The sequence below is a fragment of the Litorihabitans aurantiacus genome, from assembly GCF_030161595.1.
Lineage (GTDB): Bacteria > Actinomycetota > Actinomycetes > Actinomycetales > Beutenbergiaceae > Litorihabitans > Litorihabitans aurantiacus.
In genome coordinates, this window is the sequence record NZ_BSUM01000001.1 from 3,490,295 (window position 1) to 3,508,455 (window position 18,161).

Here is an 18,161-nt window from a genome sequence, read left to right on the forward strand (position 1 = left end):
CCGCCCCGGCCCCGCCTTCGCAGCCCTTCCGCCGAGTTCGGGGTTCCGCGTCGAGTTCGGGGCTGTGGCGGCCGAAGTCGGCGCGCAGCACCGAACTCGGTGGCCCTGCAGCGCGTTGCGTTCGAGCGTGCGGTCGCACGGCACAGGGTGGGGGTCGACGGCGCGGGTACGGTGGTCGCAACGCCGGACGTCACGCCGCGGTGGCGGCCGGATCGCCCTCGAGAGGACTCTCGTGAGAACCCCGTCGCCCGCTCCCGCCCGCCGGCCCGCCGGGCCCCGCCGTCGCGCACGCCGGCGATCCGCGCTCGCCGGTGCGGTGGCCGCGGTGCTCGGGGCGACCGTCGCGCTGACCGCCGTCCCGGCCGGTGCCGCACCCGAGGCGGCGGGGGAGGGCTGGCGCGTCGACGACGTCGGCGGTGCCTACGAGATCACCGTCGAGCTGGACGAGCCGCTCGAGATGCGCGCGGCCGCGCCCGCGATCGTCGTCGACGGCGTCGAGGTCGGGACCGCGCGACTGTCGGAGGACGGGCGCAGCCTCGTGGCCACCACGAACGACCCGGACGTGCTCGCGGCCGACGAGGTCGAGGCGGGCTGGTCCGGGGAGGCGCGCTCGCCGTCGACGATCACGCCCGCGGCGGTCGTGGACCCGGGCGCCGCGACGCCGCCCTCGCCCGCGTTCGCGACCGACCCGGGCGCACCGGGTCCCCACACCGTGGGGCGGACCTCCTACGACCTCGGCCGCTCCGCCGTCGAGCTGCGCGACATGCTTCCGGTCACGCGCGGCGAGATGGTCGCGACCGTGACCTACCCGTCCGATGTCGCGGGGCCGAGCCCCGTCGTCGTCATGGTGCACGGACGCGGGGACTCCTGCCTCACCGCCGGTGGTGCGATCCCGCGACCCCTCGTCTACCCGTGCCGCACGGGCGAGCGCGAGGTGGCCAATCACACCGGATTCGGTCAGCTCGGCACCCTGCTCGCGTCGCAGGGCTACGTGACGGTCTCGATCAGTGCCAACGCGATCAGCGTCTACGACGACGTGCGCACCGCCGACCGGGGAGCGAGTGCCCGCGGCGGGCTGATCCTGTCGCACCTCGACCTGCTCGACCGGGCCAACCGCGGCGACGCGTCCGCGGGGCTGCCCGGAGTGCTCGAGGGTCGGCTCGACCTGGCGCGCGTCGGTCTGATGGGCCACTCCCGCGGCGGCGAGGGTGCGGTCCGCGCGGTCCAGCTCGCGCAGACAACGCCGGGCGGGGGCGCCCGATCGACTCGGCCCTCCTCCTGGCGCCGAGCGACATGGGGCGTCTGACGCTGCCGGACGTCCCCACGTTCACGGTCCTGCCCTACTGCGACGGCGACCTCGCCTCCCTCCCCGGGGCTCAGCTGCACGATGACTCGCGGTACGCGTTCGACGACGACGTCCTGCGTTCCACGGCCCTCGTCATGGGCGCGAACCACAACTTCTTCAACGCGGGGTGGACGAGCGACGACTGGTTGCGGCAGGTCGAGATGGGTGGGTCGCGCGGCCCGACGTGCGACCCCGGCGCCGCGAGCGACCGCCTGACCGCGGTCGAGCAGCGCCGGGTCCTCGACACCTACGCCGCCGCGTGGTTCGGCCTCACGCTCTCGGGGGAGAGCGCGATGCTCCCGATGTTCGACGGCACCGGGGCGGTCCCCGACGCGCTCGTCGCCGCGACGGGCGCTGAGATCGTCACGACGGCGACGGCGCCCGCCGGCTCCCGCCGCGACGTCGCGCGCCTCACCGCGGACTCGTCGTCGGTGACCGCCACCCCTGGGGCGAGCGCGCGCGTGTGCGCGTCGGCCGACGGGCGCCCGGTGCCGCAGGCGCTACCGGCGTGCGCCTCGCTCGGGTCCGGTGCCGGGCAGGTCGACGAGAGGCAGGTGCCGCACTGGACGCCGGCACTGAACGCCCCGGCCGCGCCCGCCGGCGCCGCGCTCGACCTGCGCTGGAGCAGTGCGGGGGCGGGGGTCGCCGTCGCCCTCCCCGCGGGTCAGCGCGACCTCTCGGCGTTCGCGGTCGACGGCGCGCTCACGCTGCACGCGACGCCGGCACCGGGCGCGACGACCGTGCAGGCGATGACACTGACGGTGCGCGACGGCGCGGGCGGCGCCGCCACGGTGCGGCTCGACGAGGTGAGCGGGGCGCTCGCGCCGCTGCCCGGCCAGGGTTGGCCGCTGAACAAGACGCTGCTGCGCGGGGTCCGGGTGCCGCTCGCGCAGCTCGCGGGCGTGAACTGGGGCGACGTCGTCTCGATCGAGCTGCGCGGGGTGGGGTCGAGCGGGGCGGTCGTGCTGTCCGACCTGGCGGTCTCGCGCTCGGCGGTCGGGGCGCAGAGCGGCGCACCGCTGCCGACGCTGTCGATGGAGCGGACCGTGGTGCGGGAGGGCGCCGGACCGGGACTGACGCTGCTGCCCGTCCGGCTGTCCGGCCCGGCGGCGACGGCCGTGACGGCGTCGGTCGAGACCGTGCGGGCCGGCGGTAGCGGCCCGCAGCTCGCCGTCCGGCAGCTGACGTTCGCCCCGGGGCAGACGTGCCTCACGGTTCCGGTGGCGCTGGTGGGGGACCGCTCGCCGTCGTCGCTGCCCGAACGCGGGGTGGTGGCGACGGCCGCGGCGGTGACCGGGGCGGTCGGGACGAGGACGTCGGTGCAGCTGCTCGTGACGGAGGACGACGGCGTGACGGGCTCGCCCGGGGGCCCGCGCTGCCGCGCGAGACCGAGCCGCGCACCGACCCGTGCGGGCGGACGTCGGCGGACCTGTTCGTCGACGTCCCGGTCGGGATGCTGCACCACGAGGCGATGGCGTGGTTCGGGGCGACCGGGGTGACGACGGGGTGGAGCACGCCGGCGGGGGTCGAGTACCGGCCGACCAGCCCCGTGAATCGCGATGCGATGGCCGCGTTCCTCTACCGGTTCGCGGGGTCGCCGGCGTTCACCCCGCCGGCGACGTCGCCGTTCCTCGACGTGCGGACCGACAACATGTACTACCGCGAGATCACGTGGCTGCGGGCCCAGGGGATCAGCACGGGCTGGACGGTGGCGGGTGGTGTGGAGTTCCGCCCGCTCGAACCGGTCAACCGCGACGCGATGGCCGCGTTCCTGCACCGGTTCGCCGGGAGCCCGCCCCCGCCGTCGGGTGGGTCGCCGTTCACCGACGTGGCCCCGGGCCAGCTGCACGGCGACGCGATGCGGTGGCTCGCCGCGGCGGGTGTCTCGCAGGGCTGGGAGGTCGAGCCGGGGCGGTTCGAGTACCGACCGCTGCAGCCGGTGAACCGCGATGCGATGGCGACCTTCCTCGAGCGGCTGACCCGCATCCCCTGACCCGGGGCCGCTGCCCCGAGGCCGGCCGCTCGCGGCACGCCTGGCGGCCGTGCTCGGGCGGTCGGGCTCACGCACCGGGCGGTGCGTCGAAACCGTCGGCCGGTCCGGCCGGTCCGTTGGGCGGTGCGACAAACTCGTCGGGCGGTGCGACGAACTCGTCGGGCGGTCTGACGAACCCGTCGGGCGGTCTGGCGAATCCGTCGGGCGGTTTGAGATCGTGCCCGCGTGGCGGAGCCCTGCTCTGACCTGCGGTGATGCGCGGGAGTTGCGCCATCAGTAGTGCTCAGACCGCCCGAAGGACCGGGCAGACCGCCCGAAGGACCGGGCGGACCGCCCGAACGCCCGGCCCGAACGCCCGGCCCGGCCGTCCGCCGTCACGCCAGTCCGCCGCCAACCCGTTCCGCCGCGAACGAAACATGGACGTTCCACAGGGGAAACCAGGGGTGCGCATTACCGGGAAAGAGTGGACGCACCGCCACGACCCGCCCGCGCCACCACGCGCGAGCCCGCCGCGCGCGGCTCGCCCGCGGCCTCGTCGCCGCCCACCCGAAGGAGCCCCACCCGCATGAGACACACCCAGGCACGCCGTCGATCGCTGGGGTGGGGTGCCGCTCTCGCGGCCGCCGCCCTCGTGGTCACGCCGGTCGCCGCGCAGGCCGATCCTGCCGCGGACACCCCCTCGTGGTCACCGGAGACGGTTGGCAGATCGAGCAGAGCAGCGGCCTCTACGAGGTGACGGTGGAGCTCGACGCACCGCTCGAGGTCCGCAGCGCCGCCCCCGCCGTCTTCGTGGACGGCGAGGAGGTCGGCAGCGCCGTCGAGTCCGAGGACGGCCTCAGCCTCTCCGTCGTGACCGCCGACCCGTCGGTGCTCGACGCGTCCGCCGTCGACGCCGGCTGGTCCGGGCAGCCGCTGGCCGACACGTCCTCCGCGCAGCACCAGGCCGGCGGGCAGGCTCGCACGTCCGGCCCCACGGGCCCCGACGCCGCCACCGACCCCACCGACCCCACCGACGGCGCCACCACGACCGCCGCGGCGGCCCAGGCGGTCCTCGACGCCGACCCGACGGCGCCCGGCGAGTTCACCGTCGCGCGCGCCGACTACGACCTCGGCGACCAGGCCGTGGACCTGCAGGACATCGGTGGTCAGAAGGGCGAGGTCCGTGCGGCGGTCTACTACCCGCAGCAGGCCGCGGGCGAGCGCCCCGTCGTCGTGTTCCTGCACGGCCGCCACACCTCGTGCGCCAACCCCACGCCGTCGACCCCGATCCCGAACCCGGGCCGCTACCCGTGCGCCGAGGGCCTCGTCGACATCCCCAGCTACCTCGGCTACGACGCCCCGGCCGAGACGCTCGCGAGCAACGGCTACGTCGTCGTCTCGATCTCCGCGAACGCCGTGAACTCGCACGACAACCAGCTCGCCCCCGACTACGGCGCGACCGCCCGCGGTGGCCTCGTCCTGAGCCACCTCGAGCTGCTGGCGCAGGCGAACGCCGGGCAGGCCGAGGGCCTGTCGCGCGAGCTGCAGGGCCGCCTCGACCTCGACCACGTGGGACTCATGGGTCACTCGCGCGGCGGTGACGGCGTCGTGCGCGCCGCGCTCATGAACGAGGCGCTGCCGCAGCCGTTCGGCATCGAGTCGGTGCTGCCGCTCGCGCCGGTCGACTTCGGCCGCCTCAGCCTCCCCGACGTGCCCACCTACACCCTCCTGCCCTACTGCGACGGCGACGTCGTGAACCTCCAGGGCCAGCACTTCTACGAGGACTCGCGTCAGGCGTTCGACGACGGCGTGCTGCGCGCCACCGGCCTGGTCATGGGCGCGAACCACAACTTCTTCAACACCAACTGGACGCCGGGCCTCTACCCCTACGCCGTCTCCGACGACTGGGCCGCGCAGGACCGGCAGCAGGTCAACCCGGTCTGTGGTCAGAACGCCGAGCCGCGCCTGACCCCCGCCGAGCAGTACAACCTCGGTGACGCCTACGTCTCGGCGTGGTTCCTCCTCACGATGGGGGCTCAGGACGAGTTCCTGCCGATGTTCGACGGTTCCGGTGCCGTCCCGGCCGTGGTCGGTGACGCCGAGGTCCACACCGTCGCGGCGCAGGCCGGCGCGAGCCAGCTCGACGTCGCCCCGCTCATGACCGCGTCCTCCCGGGTCACGGTCCAGGGTGCCGCGACGGCGACCTACTGCGCCTCGCTCGACGGTCGCCCGTTCCCGCAGCAGATCCCCGCGTGCGCCCAGCAGGCGAACGTCACGAGCTCGCAGGCGCCGCACTGGACGCCGATGCGGTTCGCGCCGTCGGCCCCGGCCGGTCAGATGCTCGACCTGCGGTGGACCGCCGCGGACGGCGGCGTGCGCATCGCGATGCCGTCGGGCCAGCGCGACGTCTCCGGCTTCGAGAACCTCTCGTTCCGCACCGCCCCCGGCCAGCTGACCAGCGGCGCGCAGGACATGACCGTCACGGTCCTCGACGGCGCCGGCCGCACCGCGTCCTTCACGGTGTCGCAGGTGAGCCCCGCGCTCACGCCGCTGCCCGGCACCGCGACGCCGCTGCGCAAGACCTACCTGCGCACGGTGTCCTACCCGGTCGCCGAGATCGCCGCCGCCGGCGTCGACCTGACCGACGTGCGCCAGATCCGCCTCGGCGGGGTCGGCGACGCCGGAGCCGCCTACGTCTCCGACGTCGCCTTCTCGACGCCGGACGTCGGCACCGCGGGCACGCTCGCGCTGCCCAGCCTCACGGTGGGCGACGCGTACGTGAACGAGGGCGCCGGCCCGGGCGAGGCGCTCGTCGGCCTGACGCTGTCGGAGCCCAGCTCCGTCCCGGTCACCACCTACGTCGAGGCGATCGGCGGCTCCGGCACGGTCGGCGCGCAGCGCCTCGCCTCCTCGGTGACGTTCGAGCCCGGGCAGACCTGCCTCGCGTTCGCGGTGCCGCTCGAGGGCGACCGCCGCCCGTCCGCCGTGCCGACGACGTCGATCGCCGTCACCGCGGCGACCGTCACGAACGCCGTGACGGCCGACGCGTTCGGCCTGCTGACCGTGCGCGAGGACGACGCCGTCGTGCTCGCCGACGGGACCGTGGGCCAGATGGCGCCGGACCCGGGCCCGCAGACCGACCCGTGCGCCCCGCGCGCCGACGTCGTCTTCACGGACGTGGCGAGCACCAACCAGTTCGTCGAGGAGATCAGCTGGCTGCTGGCGACGGGGATCACCACCGGGTGGGACACGCCGTCGGGCAAGGAGTTCCGCCCGCTCACCCCCGTCGCGCGGGACGCGATGGCCGCGTTCCTCTTCCGCTACTCCGGGGCGCCCGCGGACTACGTGGGGCTGGAGACGTCGCCGTTCATCGACGTCCCGACCACCAACCAGTTCTACCGCGAGATCTCCTGGCTGTACGAGCAGGGCATCTCGAAGGGCTGGGAGACGCCGGCCGGGCTCGAGTTCCGCCCCCTGGCCTCGATCAACCGCGACGCCATGGCCGCGTTCCTGTACCGGTTCGCGAAGGAGCCGGAGGTCGACGCCTCGGCCGGGACGATGTTCACCGACGTCGCGCCGACCGACCAGTTCTTCACGGAGATCTCGTGGCTGGCGCAGTCGGGGATCTCGACCGGGTACGAGCAGCCGGACGGGTCGGTCACGTTCGGGCCGCTCGTCTCGGTCAAGCGCGACGCGATGGCGGCGTTCCTGTACCGCTACAGCCAGCTCGGCTGACAGCCGCCAGGTGACGCAGCACGACGGCCGGACCCCGCTGGGGGTCCGGCCGTCGTGTCGTGCGTGCCGCCGCGGGCGACGGCGGGGCGCTCAGCCCTCGACGGCGGCGGCCTTCTCGGCTGCCTCCTGCGTCGCGATGTCGGAGCGCACCTTGTCCATGTCGAGCTCGCCGACCTTGGTCAGCAGCTCCTCGAGCTGGGCCGGGGGCAGCGCGCCCGCGGAGCGGTGCACGAGGATCTGGTCGCGGAAGACCATCAGCGTCGGGATCGAGGAGATGCCGGCCTGGCCGGCGAGCTCCTGCTCGGCGTCGGTGTCGACCTTGCCGAACACGACGTCGGAGTGCTTCTCGGACGCGGCGGAGTAGGTCGGCGCGAACTGCTTGCACGGGCCGCACCACTCGGCCCAGAAGTCGACGATGACCGTCCCGTTGCTCGTGATCGTCTCGCCGAAGGTGGCGGCCGTGAGGTCGATGGTGCTCATCGCAACTCCTGGTGGTTCTCGGGGATGGTGTCCGCCTCGGTCAACGCCGCACCCGGCCGCTTCATTCCGCGTGCGAGCGTCGCCATGACCGTGACGACGACGGCGACCACCCCCGCCCCGATCGTCACGAGGAACCCCGAGTGCGACCCGTGCGCGTCGATGATCGGCCCGGCGATCGCCGAACCGCCCGCCACCCCGACCCCCAGCGCCGTGCTGATCCACGTCAGCCCCTCGGTGAGGCGCTGGTGCGGCACGACCGCCTGCACGAGGGCGTTGCCCGCGATGAGCGTCGGCGCGATCGCGAGCCCGACCACGGCCATCACGGCCGCCAGCGCGAGCAGCGTGCCCGCCAGGAAGAACAGGGAGACGCCGACGGCGAGCGCGACCGTCCCGACCGCGAACCGCGTCCACAGCGCCGAGCGCCACGTCCGCGCCCCGTAGACGAGGCCGCCCACGAGCGACCCGCCCGCGAAGCACGCGAGGATCACGCCGGACAGCCCCTTGTTCCCGGCCTCCTCGGCGAACGCGACGGTCGAGACGTCGGTCGCGCCGAAGATCGCGCCCATGCACACGAACACCACGATGAGCACCGCGATCACGCGCAGGCGCAGGAGCGAGGGTCCGTGACCGCCCTCGCGGCGCCCGTTCGCGGGCGGCTCGGTGCTCCGCTGCGCGAGGAACGCGAACCCCCGACCACCGCGGCCACGATCGCGACGGCGATCCCCGCCGTCGGGTGCACGGTGGTGGCGAGGATCGTGGCGAGCACCGGCCCGACGACGAACACCACCTCGTCCAGCACCGACTCCAGCGAGTAGGCGGTGTGCAGCTCGTCGGGGTTCGACACGACGGCGCCCCACCGCGTGCGCACGAGCGAGCCGATGCTGCCCATGGTCGCGCCGACGATCGCGGCGAGCAGGAACAGCCACACCGTGGGGGCGAGGTTCGTGGCGACGACGGCGAGCGCCGCCAGCGACGTCATCGACACCGCGATCGCGGGGCGCATCACGCGCGCCTGGCCGTAGACGTCGATGAGCTTGGCGATCTGCGGCGCCGCGATCGCCTGCGCCACGATGTATGCGGCCGAGACCTGGCCGGCCAGGCCGTAGGAGCCGTACAGCGCCCCGTCGGAGATCATCAGCACGATCCCGATCCCCGCCATCGAAATGGGGAAGCGCGCGAGCAGCCCGGCCGCGGAGAACTGCCACGCGCCGGGCTTGCTCAGGATCTGCTTGTACGGGTTCGCCACACCGCAGATTCTCGCACCGTCCGGGTGGTCGGTTAGCGCGGTTCTGCGGTGGCGTGCGCCACCGGTCCGGCGGCGGTCGGTGCGTCAGCCGATCGCGTCGGCGACGACGGCGCGCGCCGCGTCCTGCACCTGCGTCAGGTGGTCGGCGGAGACGAACGACTCGGCGTAGATCTTGTAGACGTCCTCGGTGCCCGAGGGGCGCGCGGCGAACCAGGCGTCCGCCGTCGTGACCTTGAGGCCGCCGATGGCGGCGCCGTTGCCGGGCGCCGTGACGAGGCGACCGGTGATCTCCTGACCGGCGAGCGTCGTGGCGGTCACGGCGTCGGGCGAGAGGTCCTTGAGCTTGGCCTTCTCCTCGCGCGTGGCGACGGCGTCGACGCGCGCGTACCAGGACTCGCCGTGCTTCTCGACGAGCTCGGCGTGGGCGGCGGACGGCGACTCACCCGTCGTCGCGATGATTTCCGAGGCGAGCAGGTCGAGGATGAACCCGTCCTTGTCCGTGGTCCAGACCGTGCCGTTGCGGCGCAGGAACGAGGCGCCGGCGCTCTCCTCGCCGCCGAAGCCCATCGAGGAGTCCAGCAGGCCCTCGGCGAAGTACTTGAAGCCGACGGGCGTCTCGATCAGCGGGCGGCCGAGGTCGGCGGCGACCTTGTCGATGAGCGAGGAGGACACGAGCGTCTTGCCGACGCCGGCGCGCCCCGGCCAGTCGGTCCGCGTGCGGAAGAGGTGGTCGATCGCGACGGCGAGGAAGTGGTTGGGGTTCATCAGGCCGCCGTCGGGCGTGACGATGCCGTGGCGGTCGGCGTCGCCGTCGTTGCCCGTGGCGATGTCGTACTTCCCGCTGTTGGGGCCGGTGGGGGACATCAGCTCGCGCAGCGACGCCATCGCGTGCGGGGAGGAGCAGTCCATGCGGATCTTGCCGTCCCAGTCCAGCGTCATGAAGGAGAACTGCGGGTCGGTCTCGGGGTGGATGACCGTGAGGTCGAGGCCGTAGCGCTCGCCGATCTCTGCCCAGTAGTCGACGGCGGCGCCGCCCAGGGTGTCGGCGGCGATGCGGACGCCCGCGGCGCGGATGGCCTCGAGGTCGATGACGGAGTCGAGGTCGTCGACGTACGTGCTCATGTAGTCGTGCTTCACGACCAGCTCGTTGGTGATCGCGCGCTCGTAGGGGACGCGCTCGATCGAGGCGAGGCCGGCGCGCACGAGCTCGTTGGCGCGGCGTGCGATCCAGCCGGTGACGTCGCCGCCGGCGGGGCCGCCGTCGGTGGCGTTGTACTTGATACCGCCGTCGGTGGGCGGGTTGTGCGACGGCGTGATGACGATGCCGTCCGCGCGGCCGGGGCCCTGGGTGCGCACGCCGTCGGCGGTCGCGGCGCCGTTGTGCAGCAGGATCGAGTGCGAGACTGCGGGCGTCGGGGTCGAGGAGTCGCGCGCGTCGACGCGGACCTGGGCGCCCGCGGCGACCAGCACCTCCACGACCGTGCGCTGCGCCGGCTCGGACAGCGCGTGCGTGTCGCGGCCGACGTAGATCGGCCCGTCGATGCCCTGGGCGCGGCGGTACTCCACGACGGCGGCGGCGATCGCGGCGACGTGGGTCTCGGTGAACGAGCCGTTCAGGCTGGTGCCCCGGTGCCCGGAGGTGCCGAACACGACGTGCTGCGCCGGGTCGCCCGAGTCCGGGACGAGATCGTGGTAAGCCCCGATCAGCTGCTCGACGTCGATGAGGTCCTCGGGGAGAGCCAGCTGGCCGGCGCGGGGGTGCATGCCCCGATCCTGCCAGGTGGGGGTGCGCTGGACAGGATGCCGCGCGGGCGGCCGGGTGGGCGGCGTGCCCGCCCCGCCCCCCGCCGCCCAGCGGAAAGCACGTGGGCCGTACCCGCCCGGCGAGACGCGACATCGATGCCGAGCTGCGTCCCCAGCGCAGCGTTCTCGGCACGGATGTCGCATCTCGCGGAGCCCGGACGGGCGCGCGGGCGGCAGTGGTGAGGCGCACCTGCCGAGTTCGCGGTTCCACGCCGACGTCGGGGGTGTGCGCCGCGAACTGGGCACCGAGCCCCGAACTCGGCGTGAGGGTCCCGCGGCGCAGGTGGGGGCGGCTCGCGTGGGCGGGCGCCGCCTGGCGCGCGGCAGCGCCCGGCGGGCGGCGCGGCCGCCAGCAACTAGGCTCGTGGCCCATGGCCAAGAAGAACCGCCGCACCGACCGCCCGGGTGCTCGCCCCGCCGACTCCACGCGTCCCGGCGCGAAGCCGGCCAGCACCCCGCCGCAGCCGCCGAAGCCCAAGCGCCAGGCGGTCCCGTTCGTGGCACGCCCCTTCGAGGGCCTCCCCGGCGAGCACGACTGGATCGCGATGCGCGAGGTCGTCCCCGCGGCCACCGCGCAGGTGCGCACGACGGCGGAGCACGGCTCCCGCGACGTCACCATCGTCAGCCTGCTGCCGGATCTCCTCCCGGCGATGCGGCGGCAGGACGGCGTCGTCCTCGTGGCGCTGCAGACCGTCGGCACGAGCGGCGACGCGAGCCGCGACGTCGCCGACGCCCTCCTCCAGGCGCTCGACCTCGAGCCCGGCGGCGGCCTCGGCTCCATCGACCTGCCCGAGGCCGGCCCGCGCCTGCAGGACGTGCTCGACCTCTCCCAGCCGTTCGAGGTCAGCGTCCACGACACGTTCGACTACTGGGTCAGCGACGAGGAGAAGGCCGACAAGGAGGTGGCCGAGGCGCTCGAGAGCGCCAACGAGATGATCGTGCCGACCGCCGCCGTCGCCGTCCCCGAGGGCCTCGGCGCCGCCTACTGGTGCCGCATGAACGGCAAGGAGTTCCTGCGCTGGTCCGTGCCCGGCTCGGAGGAGGAGACGCTCGACGCGCTCGCCCGCCTCCAGGCCGCCCGCACCGCGGCGCTCGACGACGGCGCGCGCCTCATCGGCGCCTTCCGCACCGGCGGCGTCCTCGTCCCGGTGTGGGAGCTGGCTCGCGGTACCGAGGCGGACGAGCTGCCCGACGCCGTCGCCGCCCTCGGTGGCCGTCTGCGCGACGCGCTCGACACCACCGATCCCCTCAGCTCCGACCAGCGACGGGCCCGCGCGGGCCTCGTCTCCCGCCAGGTCAACCTCCGGTAAAGATCGAGCGCTGGGTAGGGTAAGAGGCGTGGACGCAGACACCGGTTCGAACCGCGATCCGCTCCGCGTCGTCCGGGCCCGGGGCGTCAGCGCCCGCACGGCGCCCGACGGCGGCGCACCGGCCCCCGCAGCCAGCGGGTCGCGGCGATCATCCCGGCCAAGGACGAGTCGCAGCGCATCGCCGCGACCATCCGCTCGGCGCGCTCCATCCCGAACGTCGACCTCGTCCTCGTCGTGGACGACGGCAGCGAGGACGACACCCAGCACATCGCGCGGGCGGCCGGCGCCGTCGTCGTGCGCCACTCCCACAACCGGGGCAAGGCGTCGGCGATGGAGACGGGCGCCGCCGTCGCCGCGATGCGCGACGCGGCCGACCAGCCGGCCCGCCTGCTGCTGTTCATCGACGCCGACCTCGGCGACACCGCCGTGAACACGGCGCCGCTCGTGCCGCCCGTGCTGGCGGGCAAGGCCGACCTCGCAATCGCGGTCCTGCCGCCCCAGGCGGGTGCCGGCGGGCACGGCATCGTGCTCGGCCTGGCGCGCAAGGCGATCCAGGGCGTCTCCGGCTGGACGCCGAAGGCGCCGCTGTCCGGTCAGCGCTGCATCACGCGCGAGGCGTTCGAGTCCGCGGCGCCGCTCGCCCGCGGCTGGGGCGTGGAGACCGGGATGACGCTCGACCTGCTCGAGCAGGGCTTCGGCGTCGTGGAGGTCCCGTGCGACCTGCGGCACCGGCCCTCCGGCTCCGACCTGCGCGGCTACCTGCACCGGGCCGCGCAGTACCGCGACATCGCGTACGCGATCGCGGTCCGCCGCGTGCGGCGCTACCCGGGCGAGCGCGCGTAGCTAGCGCGGCTCCGCCTCGGCCTCCGCCTCCGCCGGCCCCGACGCTTCCGCCCCGGCCGCCAACGGCTCCGGCTCCACCTCCGCGCTGCCCCCGGCGGCAGCGACAGCATCCAGCTCGCGCACGCCGCGAGCAGCAGCGGCACCGCCACCGCGACGCCGTAGGCCGGGATCGCGATGCCCGAGTCGTTCACCGCGAACCCGATGCCCAGCACCACCGCGAGCGCCACGAGGCCCGGCCGCAGCATCGGCGCCACGGTGCCCATCTGCGAGATCGGCGCCCCCGAGCTGAGCCACGAGAACCGGCCGCCACCGGGCGAGGTGATCGCCGTCTTCAGGGGCCTGGCCAGCACGAACACCACGAGCGCCACCCCGGTGATCGCCAGGATCGTCAGCGGCCGGTTGTTCGCGAGGATCCGCAGGTTCGCCTCGAGCTTGCGCAGCACGACCTCCCAGGCGCCGCCGTCGAGCAGCGTCTCGATGAACCGGCCGAGGTGGGAGCGCTCGCTCGGCGGGCGCAGGTAGTCGATCGCGGCGAACGCGAGCGTCGCGACGACGGCTCCGCCCAGCACTCCCACCACGCGCAGCCACGTGATCCGGATGCCGGCCGCCATCAGCGCGAGCAGCGCGAACGCCGGAACGATCGCGGGCGGGCCGCCGAAGTCGGCGCCGATGGAGGGGGCGCCGTCGACGTACGCGGCCACGATGCCGATGACCGCGATGATCCCGGCCGACAGCCACCGCCTCCCGCGCTTGACCAGCGGGTTGGTGATGGCGACGGCGAGCAGCACGCACGCCGTCGCGAACAGTGCGAACGCGGTGTTGTTGAAGCCGTAGAACCGCCCGGCCACGAGGACGGGCACGCCCATCACGGCGGACAGCTGCAGCGTCGCACCGGTCGCGATGTCGCCGAGCAGGACGGCGGCGGTCAGCCCCGCCACGATGCCGAGCGGCGTGAGGATCTGGTGCCGCCACGGCTTCGCCAGCGCGACCACGGTCACGAGCGCCACGATCGCGAGCGTCGCGCCCGCGAGCCCGAGCGACGGCGATCCCGCGCGCCACCACGGCACGAGGTTCGCGAGGTAGGTCGAGACGGGGATCGAGGCCATGGCGACGGCGACGACGCGCAGCGCCCGCAGCACGTGCGGCCGCACCTGCGACAGCGGCACCCCCTTGCCCTCGAGCTTGAGCCAGCGCGCGACGGCGGCGCCCGTCCGGGTCGCGGCGGGGCGCGTCAGGCCGAGGGCCACCCCGGCGTACAGCGCGACGTTGAGCACTACCACGAGGAGGTAGAACGGCGCGACGATCGGGCGCATCGCCTGGGCGTGCCGCTCGTCGTCGACCAGGGACGCGATGCGCTCATCGGCGGCCTCGGCGCTCGCCGCACCCGGGACCGTGCGCGGCGGCGAGCCGACCAGCGCGGCCTGCGCGCCGGGGGAGGCGGGCGTCGTGATGCCGGAGCGGTCGAGGAACCCGGGCAGCAGGTCGGTGCTCTGCACGTAGCCGAGCTGGCGGGTCGACGACGTCGTCAGCGTGCCGGGCCCGAACGCCTCGCCCTGCGGCGTGAAGGCCGGGCCGGACGCGGCGAGCACCTGCATCGAGGGGGCGCGTCCGGCGTCGGCGATCGAGGCGATGACGACGGTCGGCTCACCCGAGGGGGTGGTGGCGGAGGCGACGCCGTCGAGCACCGCGGCCACGTTGGCCTCGATCTGGGCGACCTGTTGCGCCCGGTACAGCGCGGGGTCCGGCGGCTCGACGGCGGCAGGCTCCTCCTGGGCCGCGGCCGCGGCAGCGGCGCCGTCCGCCTCGCCGGCCTCGGCCGCCTGCGTCTCGGCGGCCGCCTGCGCCGCCTCGGCGGCGGCCTCGGACTCGCTCGGATCGGGGACGCGCGTGTTCCAGTCGCGGATCTCGCCGGCGTCGACCACGACGACGTCCCGCGTGCCGACGGCGTCGCCCACCGCGGCGGCGAGGTCGGCCGGGTCCGCGGGCCGGGGGAGCACCGTCGTCGTGCCGGTGTCGAGCGAGCCGTCGGGGAGCGCGAGCGCGAGGGCGGCGCCCGGCCCGATCGCCGTCGCGCCGGCGCCCGCGAGCCGCAGCTCCTCGCCCCACAGGCCGAGCCTCGTCCCGAACGACGACGCCGACGCCGCCTCGACGTAGTCCGCCCAGCCGGGCACCTGCGCCGGTTCGGACGCCTCGAGCAGGGGCCGGCACAGCAGGCCGGAGGCGTCGGTCGTGCGGTCCTCGAGCACCTGGTCGGCGGCGCGCGCGCCGGAGCTGAGCGAGAGCCAGCCGTCGACCGGGCACGTGCTGGAGCGGACCGAGCGCACCACGAGGTTGCCGATGCTCGCGTCCTGCGCGAAGCCCCACAGGGCCGGGGTGGTGTCCGGCTCGACGTCGTTCCAGCGCAGGCCCGTCACGCCGACGACGACGAGAGGGCCGTCCGCGAGCGGCGCGGCGTCCTCCGGGGGCTGACGGGCGGAGCCGGGGTCGCCGTCGCACCGTCCGCCGTCGCCGGCGCGGCGAGCGCGGCGGCCGGCGCGAGCAGCGCGAACCCCGCTCCGAGGACCGTCGCGAGCATCAGGGCGACGGCGGAGCGCACCGCCGTCGTGCGCGCCTGCGGTCCGCGGAACGACGCGCGTCGCGGCGTCCGGGTGGGCGCGGGCACGGCTGTCTGGGGGCTGAGCAGGGGCACCGATCCAGCGTAGGTGAGCGCTACTGTCGCAGGGCCCGGCATCCCGGGCCACCGTGTCACGAGGCCGAGGAGATGTCGTGGAGAACGCCGTGCAGCAGGAGTCGGGCACGCAGCGCTACGCGTTCCTCGGACCGGTCGGGACGTTCACCGAGGCCGCGCTGGTGCAGGTCGCGCCCGCGGCGCAGCACGTGCCGATGCCCGACGTCGTGACCGCGCTCGACGCCGTGCGCCGCGGGGACGCGGAGCGCGCCGTCGTGCCGATCGAGAACTCGGTCGAGGGCGGCGTCTCGGCGACGCTCGACGCGCTGACCTCCGGCGACCCGCTCGTGGTGGTCGGCGAGGCGCTCGTGGAGATCTCGTTCGCGCTCGTCGCGGCGCCGGGGACGCGGCTGGAGGACGTGCGGCACGTCGCGACCCACCCGCACGCGTGGGCGCAGTGCCGCGGCACGCTCGCGCGGCTCGCGCCCGGCGTCGTCCACGTCCCGGCGACGTCGACGGCGGCCGGGGCCGCGCTCCTGGCCGAGCACGCCGCGTCCGGCGACGCCGACGAGCTCGGGTTCGAGGCCGCCCTCGTGGCAGCGCACTCCGCCGCGGCGCACGGGCTCGACGTGCTCGCGCGCGGCGTGGAGGACAACGTCGGCGCGGTGACGCGGTTCGTCGTGGTCGCGCGGCCCGGCACCGTCCCGCCCCGCACAGGCGCCGACAAGACGACGCTCCTGGTCCACCTGCCGCACAACGACGCCGGGTCGCTGCTGACGATGCTCGAGCAGTTCGCGGCGCGCGGCGTCAACCTGTCGCGGATCGAGTCGCGCCCGATCGGTGACGCGCTCGGCCGGTACGCGTTCTCGATCGACGCCGAGGGGCACCTCGCGGACGAGCGCCTCGCCGCGGCGCTGACGGGGCTGCACCGCGTGTGCCCGTTCGTGCTGTTCCTCGGGTCCTACCCGCGGGCCGACGGCGTCGCGACGGCGGTCGCACCCGGCACGTCGGACGACGCCTTCACGTCCGCGCAGGAGTGGGTGGCGGGGCTGCGGCGCGGGCTGACCTGAGCCGTCAGCGCCGGACGCGGACCCGCAGCCCGTCGGGCTGCACGCGCACCTTCAGCGCGACTGCGTCGCCCACGAGGTCGCCGTCGACCTGGACGGCGTGCGGCTCGTCGAGCTCGACGGCGATCTGCCGCGCGCGCCAGAACTCGATGCGGCTGGGGTTGTAGGCGTTGGCGGAGCGCCAGCCGAGGCCCTGCATCATCACGCGGCCGAGCAGCGAGGCCCAGCCGATGAGGCCGCCGCGGGTGTCGATGGCGGCGACGTCGAGGTAGCCGTCGTCGATCTCGGCGTCCGGGAGCAGGACGATCCCGGCGGGCAGGCGCCCGCAGTTGGCGAACAGGAGTGTGCGCACGCGCTCGTGCTGCCAGCCGCCGGTGCCCAGGCGCAGGCGCAGGCGGGTGCGGCGCGCGTGCAGGTGGCGGACGCCGACCAGGAAGTAGGCGACCCAGCCGACGCGGCGCTTGAGCTGGTCGTCCGCGCCGGCGACCATCGCGGCGTCGAAGCCGAGGCCCGCCATCACGAGGAAGACGTGCTCGCGGTGCGGGGCGGGAGTGCCGGTGAGGTCGGTGGTGGGGAGGTCGTCGAGGTCGGTGGCCGCGCCGTCGGTGGTGGCGACGTCGGGATGCTCGGTCTGCTCGGCCGTCTCGGCCGACTCGGGCGCGGGCGGGACGGTGGTGAGCCATCCGAGGTCCATCGCCATGTCGCGCCCCGAGAGGGCGGTGCGCACCTGCTGCTGCAGGTTGTCGACCGGGATGTCGAGGTTGCGCGCGAGGAGGTTGCCCGTGCCGGCCGGGACGAGCGCCATCGGCACGTGGGTGCCGGCGAGGGCCTCGGCGACGGCGCGGACCGTTCCGTCACCTCCTGCGACGACGACGACGCTCGCGCCCGCCTCGACGGCCGAGCGCGCCTGGCCGAGACCGGTGTCCTCGACGGTGGTGCGGTAGATCATCGGCTCCGGCAGCCCGAGCTCCTGGGCGGTGAGGCGTGCGTAGCGCTCGAGGGCGTCGACGTCGGCGACCTTTACGGGATTGATGACGAACGCGGGGGGCCCTCCGGCGGGGCCGGGGCGTCGTCGGCCGAGGGGATCGGCGCGATCGAACGGGGGCGCGCAGCGCCGGGGTGGTGCGGGACGCGCGCAGCTCGCGGTAGCCCAGGACGGCGATGATCAGCGCGACGCCCGCGATCGAGAGCGCGATGATCGCGATCACGAGCGCGGTGGTGGCTGTCACCCGCCTCACGTTAGTCGCGCACCCTGCGCAGCGGCCGTGTCGCGGATGTGTCGTGCGCGACGGCGCCCGGCCTGGCCGGCGCCGTCGCGAGGTCCCGCCGGTGTCTGCCGCGGACGCGGGCGCCGCCCACCGTCGACCGGACCCACAACTTTCTGAACTAGTTCGTGCCCGTCGTTCGTGTCCTTCTGATCCGTGGCGGATGTGGCGGCCCGCCCATCGGAACGGCACGAACGAAGGGGCCGAACGAAGGGCACGAACGACGGGCACGAACGAAGGGGCCGAGCGAAGGGCACGAACGAAGGGCACGAACGAAGGGCCCGAACTATCGCGAATGTACGACCGGTCCTCGGTCGGATGTGCCGGGACGACCGGGCTAATCGGGCTGACCGGCTGATCCGGCCGACCGGCTGATCGGGGTGATCGGGCGGACCCGGCTGATTGGGCCGAGCGCTGAGCCCGCTGG

At 74.7% G+C, this 18,161-nt stretch carries 14 protein-coding genes; 7 read left to right on the top strand and 7 right to left on the bottom strand.

Annotated elements, in window-relative coordinates; translation table 11 throughout:
- Positions 1–232 precede the first annotated feature (232 nt).
- The 4 genes from QQK22_RS16560 to QQK22_RS16575 all read left to right on the top strand — a co-directional run bounded on the left by QQK22_RS16560 (position 233) and on the right by QQK22_RS16575 (position 7,052).
- Positions 233–1,306 (top strand): alpha/beta hydrolase, encoded by a 1,074-nt coding sequence (locus QQK22_RS16560; protein WP_284252188.1) that lies wholly within the window; start codon positions 233–235, stop codon positions 1,304–1,306.
- The gene (locus QQK22_RS16565) at positions 1,294–2,844 is read left to right on the top strand and encodes a hypothetical protein (protein WP_284252189.1); all 1,551 of its coding nucleotides are present in this window, start codon (positions 1,294–1,296) and stop codon (positions 2,842–2,844) included. Before QQK22_RS16560 ends, QQK22_RS16565 begins: the two co-directional genes overlap by 13 nt.
- Entirely contained in the window at positions 2,817–3,338 is a 522-nt protein-coding gene (locus QQK22_RS16570; protein ID WP_284252194.1) for an S-layer homology domain-containing protein, read from the top strand. The genes QQK22_RS16565 and QQK22_RS16570 overlap by 28 nt, the downstream gene beginning before the upstream one ends.
- A gap of 681 nt (positions 3,339–4,019) precedes the next feature.
- Positions 4,020–7,052, top strand: a complete 3,033-nt coding sequence (locus QQK22_RS16575; RefSeq protein ID WP_284252195.1) for an S-layer homology domain-containing protein — start codon at positions 4,020–4,022, stop codon at positions 7,050–7,052.
- 90 nt (positions 7,053–7,142) lie between these two features.
- On the opposite strand, the gene trxA is transcribed toward QQK22_RS16575, so the two are convergent.
- The 4 genes from trxA to pgm all read right to left on the bottom strand — a co-directional run bounded on the left by trxA (position 7,143) and on the right by pgm (position 10,542).
- Positions 7,143–7,532, bottom strand: coding sequence for a thioredoxin (gene trxA / locus QQK22_RS16580; RefSeq protein ID WP_284252196.1), 390 nt, complete (start codon positions 7,530–7,532; stop codon positions 7,143–7,145).
- Positions 7,529–8,131, bottom strand: a complete 603-nt coding sequence (locus tag QQK22_RS18995) for an MFS transporter (protein WP_348525618.1) — start codon at positions 8,129–8,131, stop codon at positions 7,529–7,531. The genes trxA and QQK22_RS18995 overlap by 4 nt, the downstream gene beginning before the upstream one ends.
- Positions 8,128–8,778: an MFS transporter gene (locus QQK22_RS19000; protein WP_348525619.1), complete on the bottom strand. Its 651-nt coding sequence runs from the start codon at positions 8,776–8,778 to the stop codon at positions 8,128–8,130. The genes QQK22_RS18995 and QQK22_RS19000 overlap by 4 nt, the downstream gene beginning before the upstream one ends.
- An 84-nt stretch (positions 8,779–8,862) precedes the next feature.
- Complete coding sequence (gene pgm / locus QQK22_RS16590) at positions 8,863–10,542, bottom strand: phosphoglucomutase (alpha-D-glucose-1,6-bisphosphate-dependent) (RefSeq protein WP_284252205.1); 1,680 nt, start codon at positions 10,540–10,542, stop codon at positions 8,863–8,865.
- Between the two features lie 410 nt (positions 10,543–10,952).
- Here pgm and QQK22_RS16595 point away from each other — a divergent pair, with 410 nt between their 5' ends.
- Both QQK22_RS16595 and QQK22_RS16600 read left to right on the top strand, forming a co-directional pair.
- Positions 10,953–11,891 carry a DUF5926 family protein gene (locus tag QQK22_RS16595; RefSeq protein ID WP_284252207.1) on the top strand — a complete coding sequence of 313 codons (939 nt, stop codon included), beginning with the start codon at positions 10,953–10,955 and terminating at the stop codon, positions 11,889–11,891.
- A 189-nt stretch (positions 11,892–12,080) separates the two neighbouring features.
- A complete protein-coding gene (locus tag QQK22_RS16600; RefSeq protein WP_284252813.1) occupies positions 12,081–12,734 on the top strand; it encodes a glycosyltransferase family 2 protein in 654 nt (217 codons plus the stop codon).
- Here the strand turns inward: QQK22_RS16600 and QQK22_RS16605 are convergent.
- A complete protein-coding gene (locus tag QQK22_RS16605) occupies positions 12,713–15,148 on the bottom strand; it encodes a hypothetical protein (protein ID WP_284252224.1) in 2,436 nt (811 codons plus the stop codon). The genes QQK22_RS16600 and QQK22_RS16605 overlap by 22 nt on opposite strands.
- Positions 15,145–15,423: a hypothetical protein gene (locus QQK22_RS16610; RefSeq protein ID WP_284252225.1), complete on the bottom strand. Its 279-nt coding sequence runs from the start codon at positions 15,421–15,423 to the stop codon at positions 15,145–15,147. Before QQK22_RS16610 ends, QQK22_RS16605 begins: the two co-directional genes overlap by 4 nt.
- Positions 15,424–15,500: 77 nt before the next feature.
- Between QQK22_RS16610 and pheA the strand changes: the two genes are divergently transcribed.
- Complete coding sequence (gene pheA / locus QQK22_RS16615) at positions 15,501–16,472, top strand: prephenate dehydratase (protein WP_284252226.1); 972 nt, start codon at positions 15,501–15,503, stop codon at positions 16,470–16,472.
- A 4-nt stretch (positions 16,473–16,476) separates the two neighbouring features.
- Here pheA and QQK22_RS16620 read toward each other — a convergent pair whose 3' ends face one another.
- On the bottom strand, positions 16,477–17,418 hold the full coding sequence (locus tag QQK22_RS16620; protein ID WP_284252228.1) for a diacylglycerol/lipid kinase family protein: 942 nt from the start codon (positions 17,416–17,418) through the stop codon (positions 16,477–16,479).
- Between the last annotated feature and the right edge of the window lie 743 nt (positions 17,419–18,161).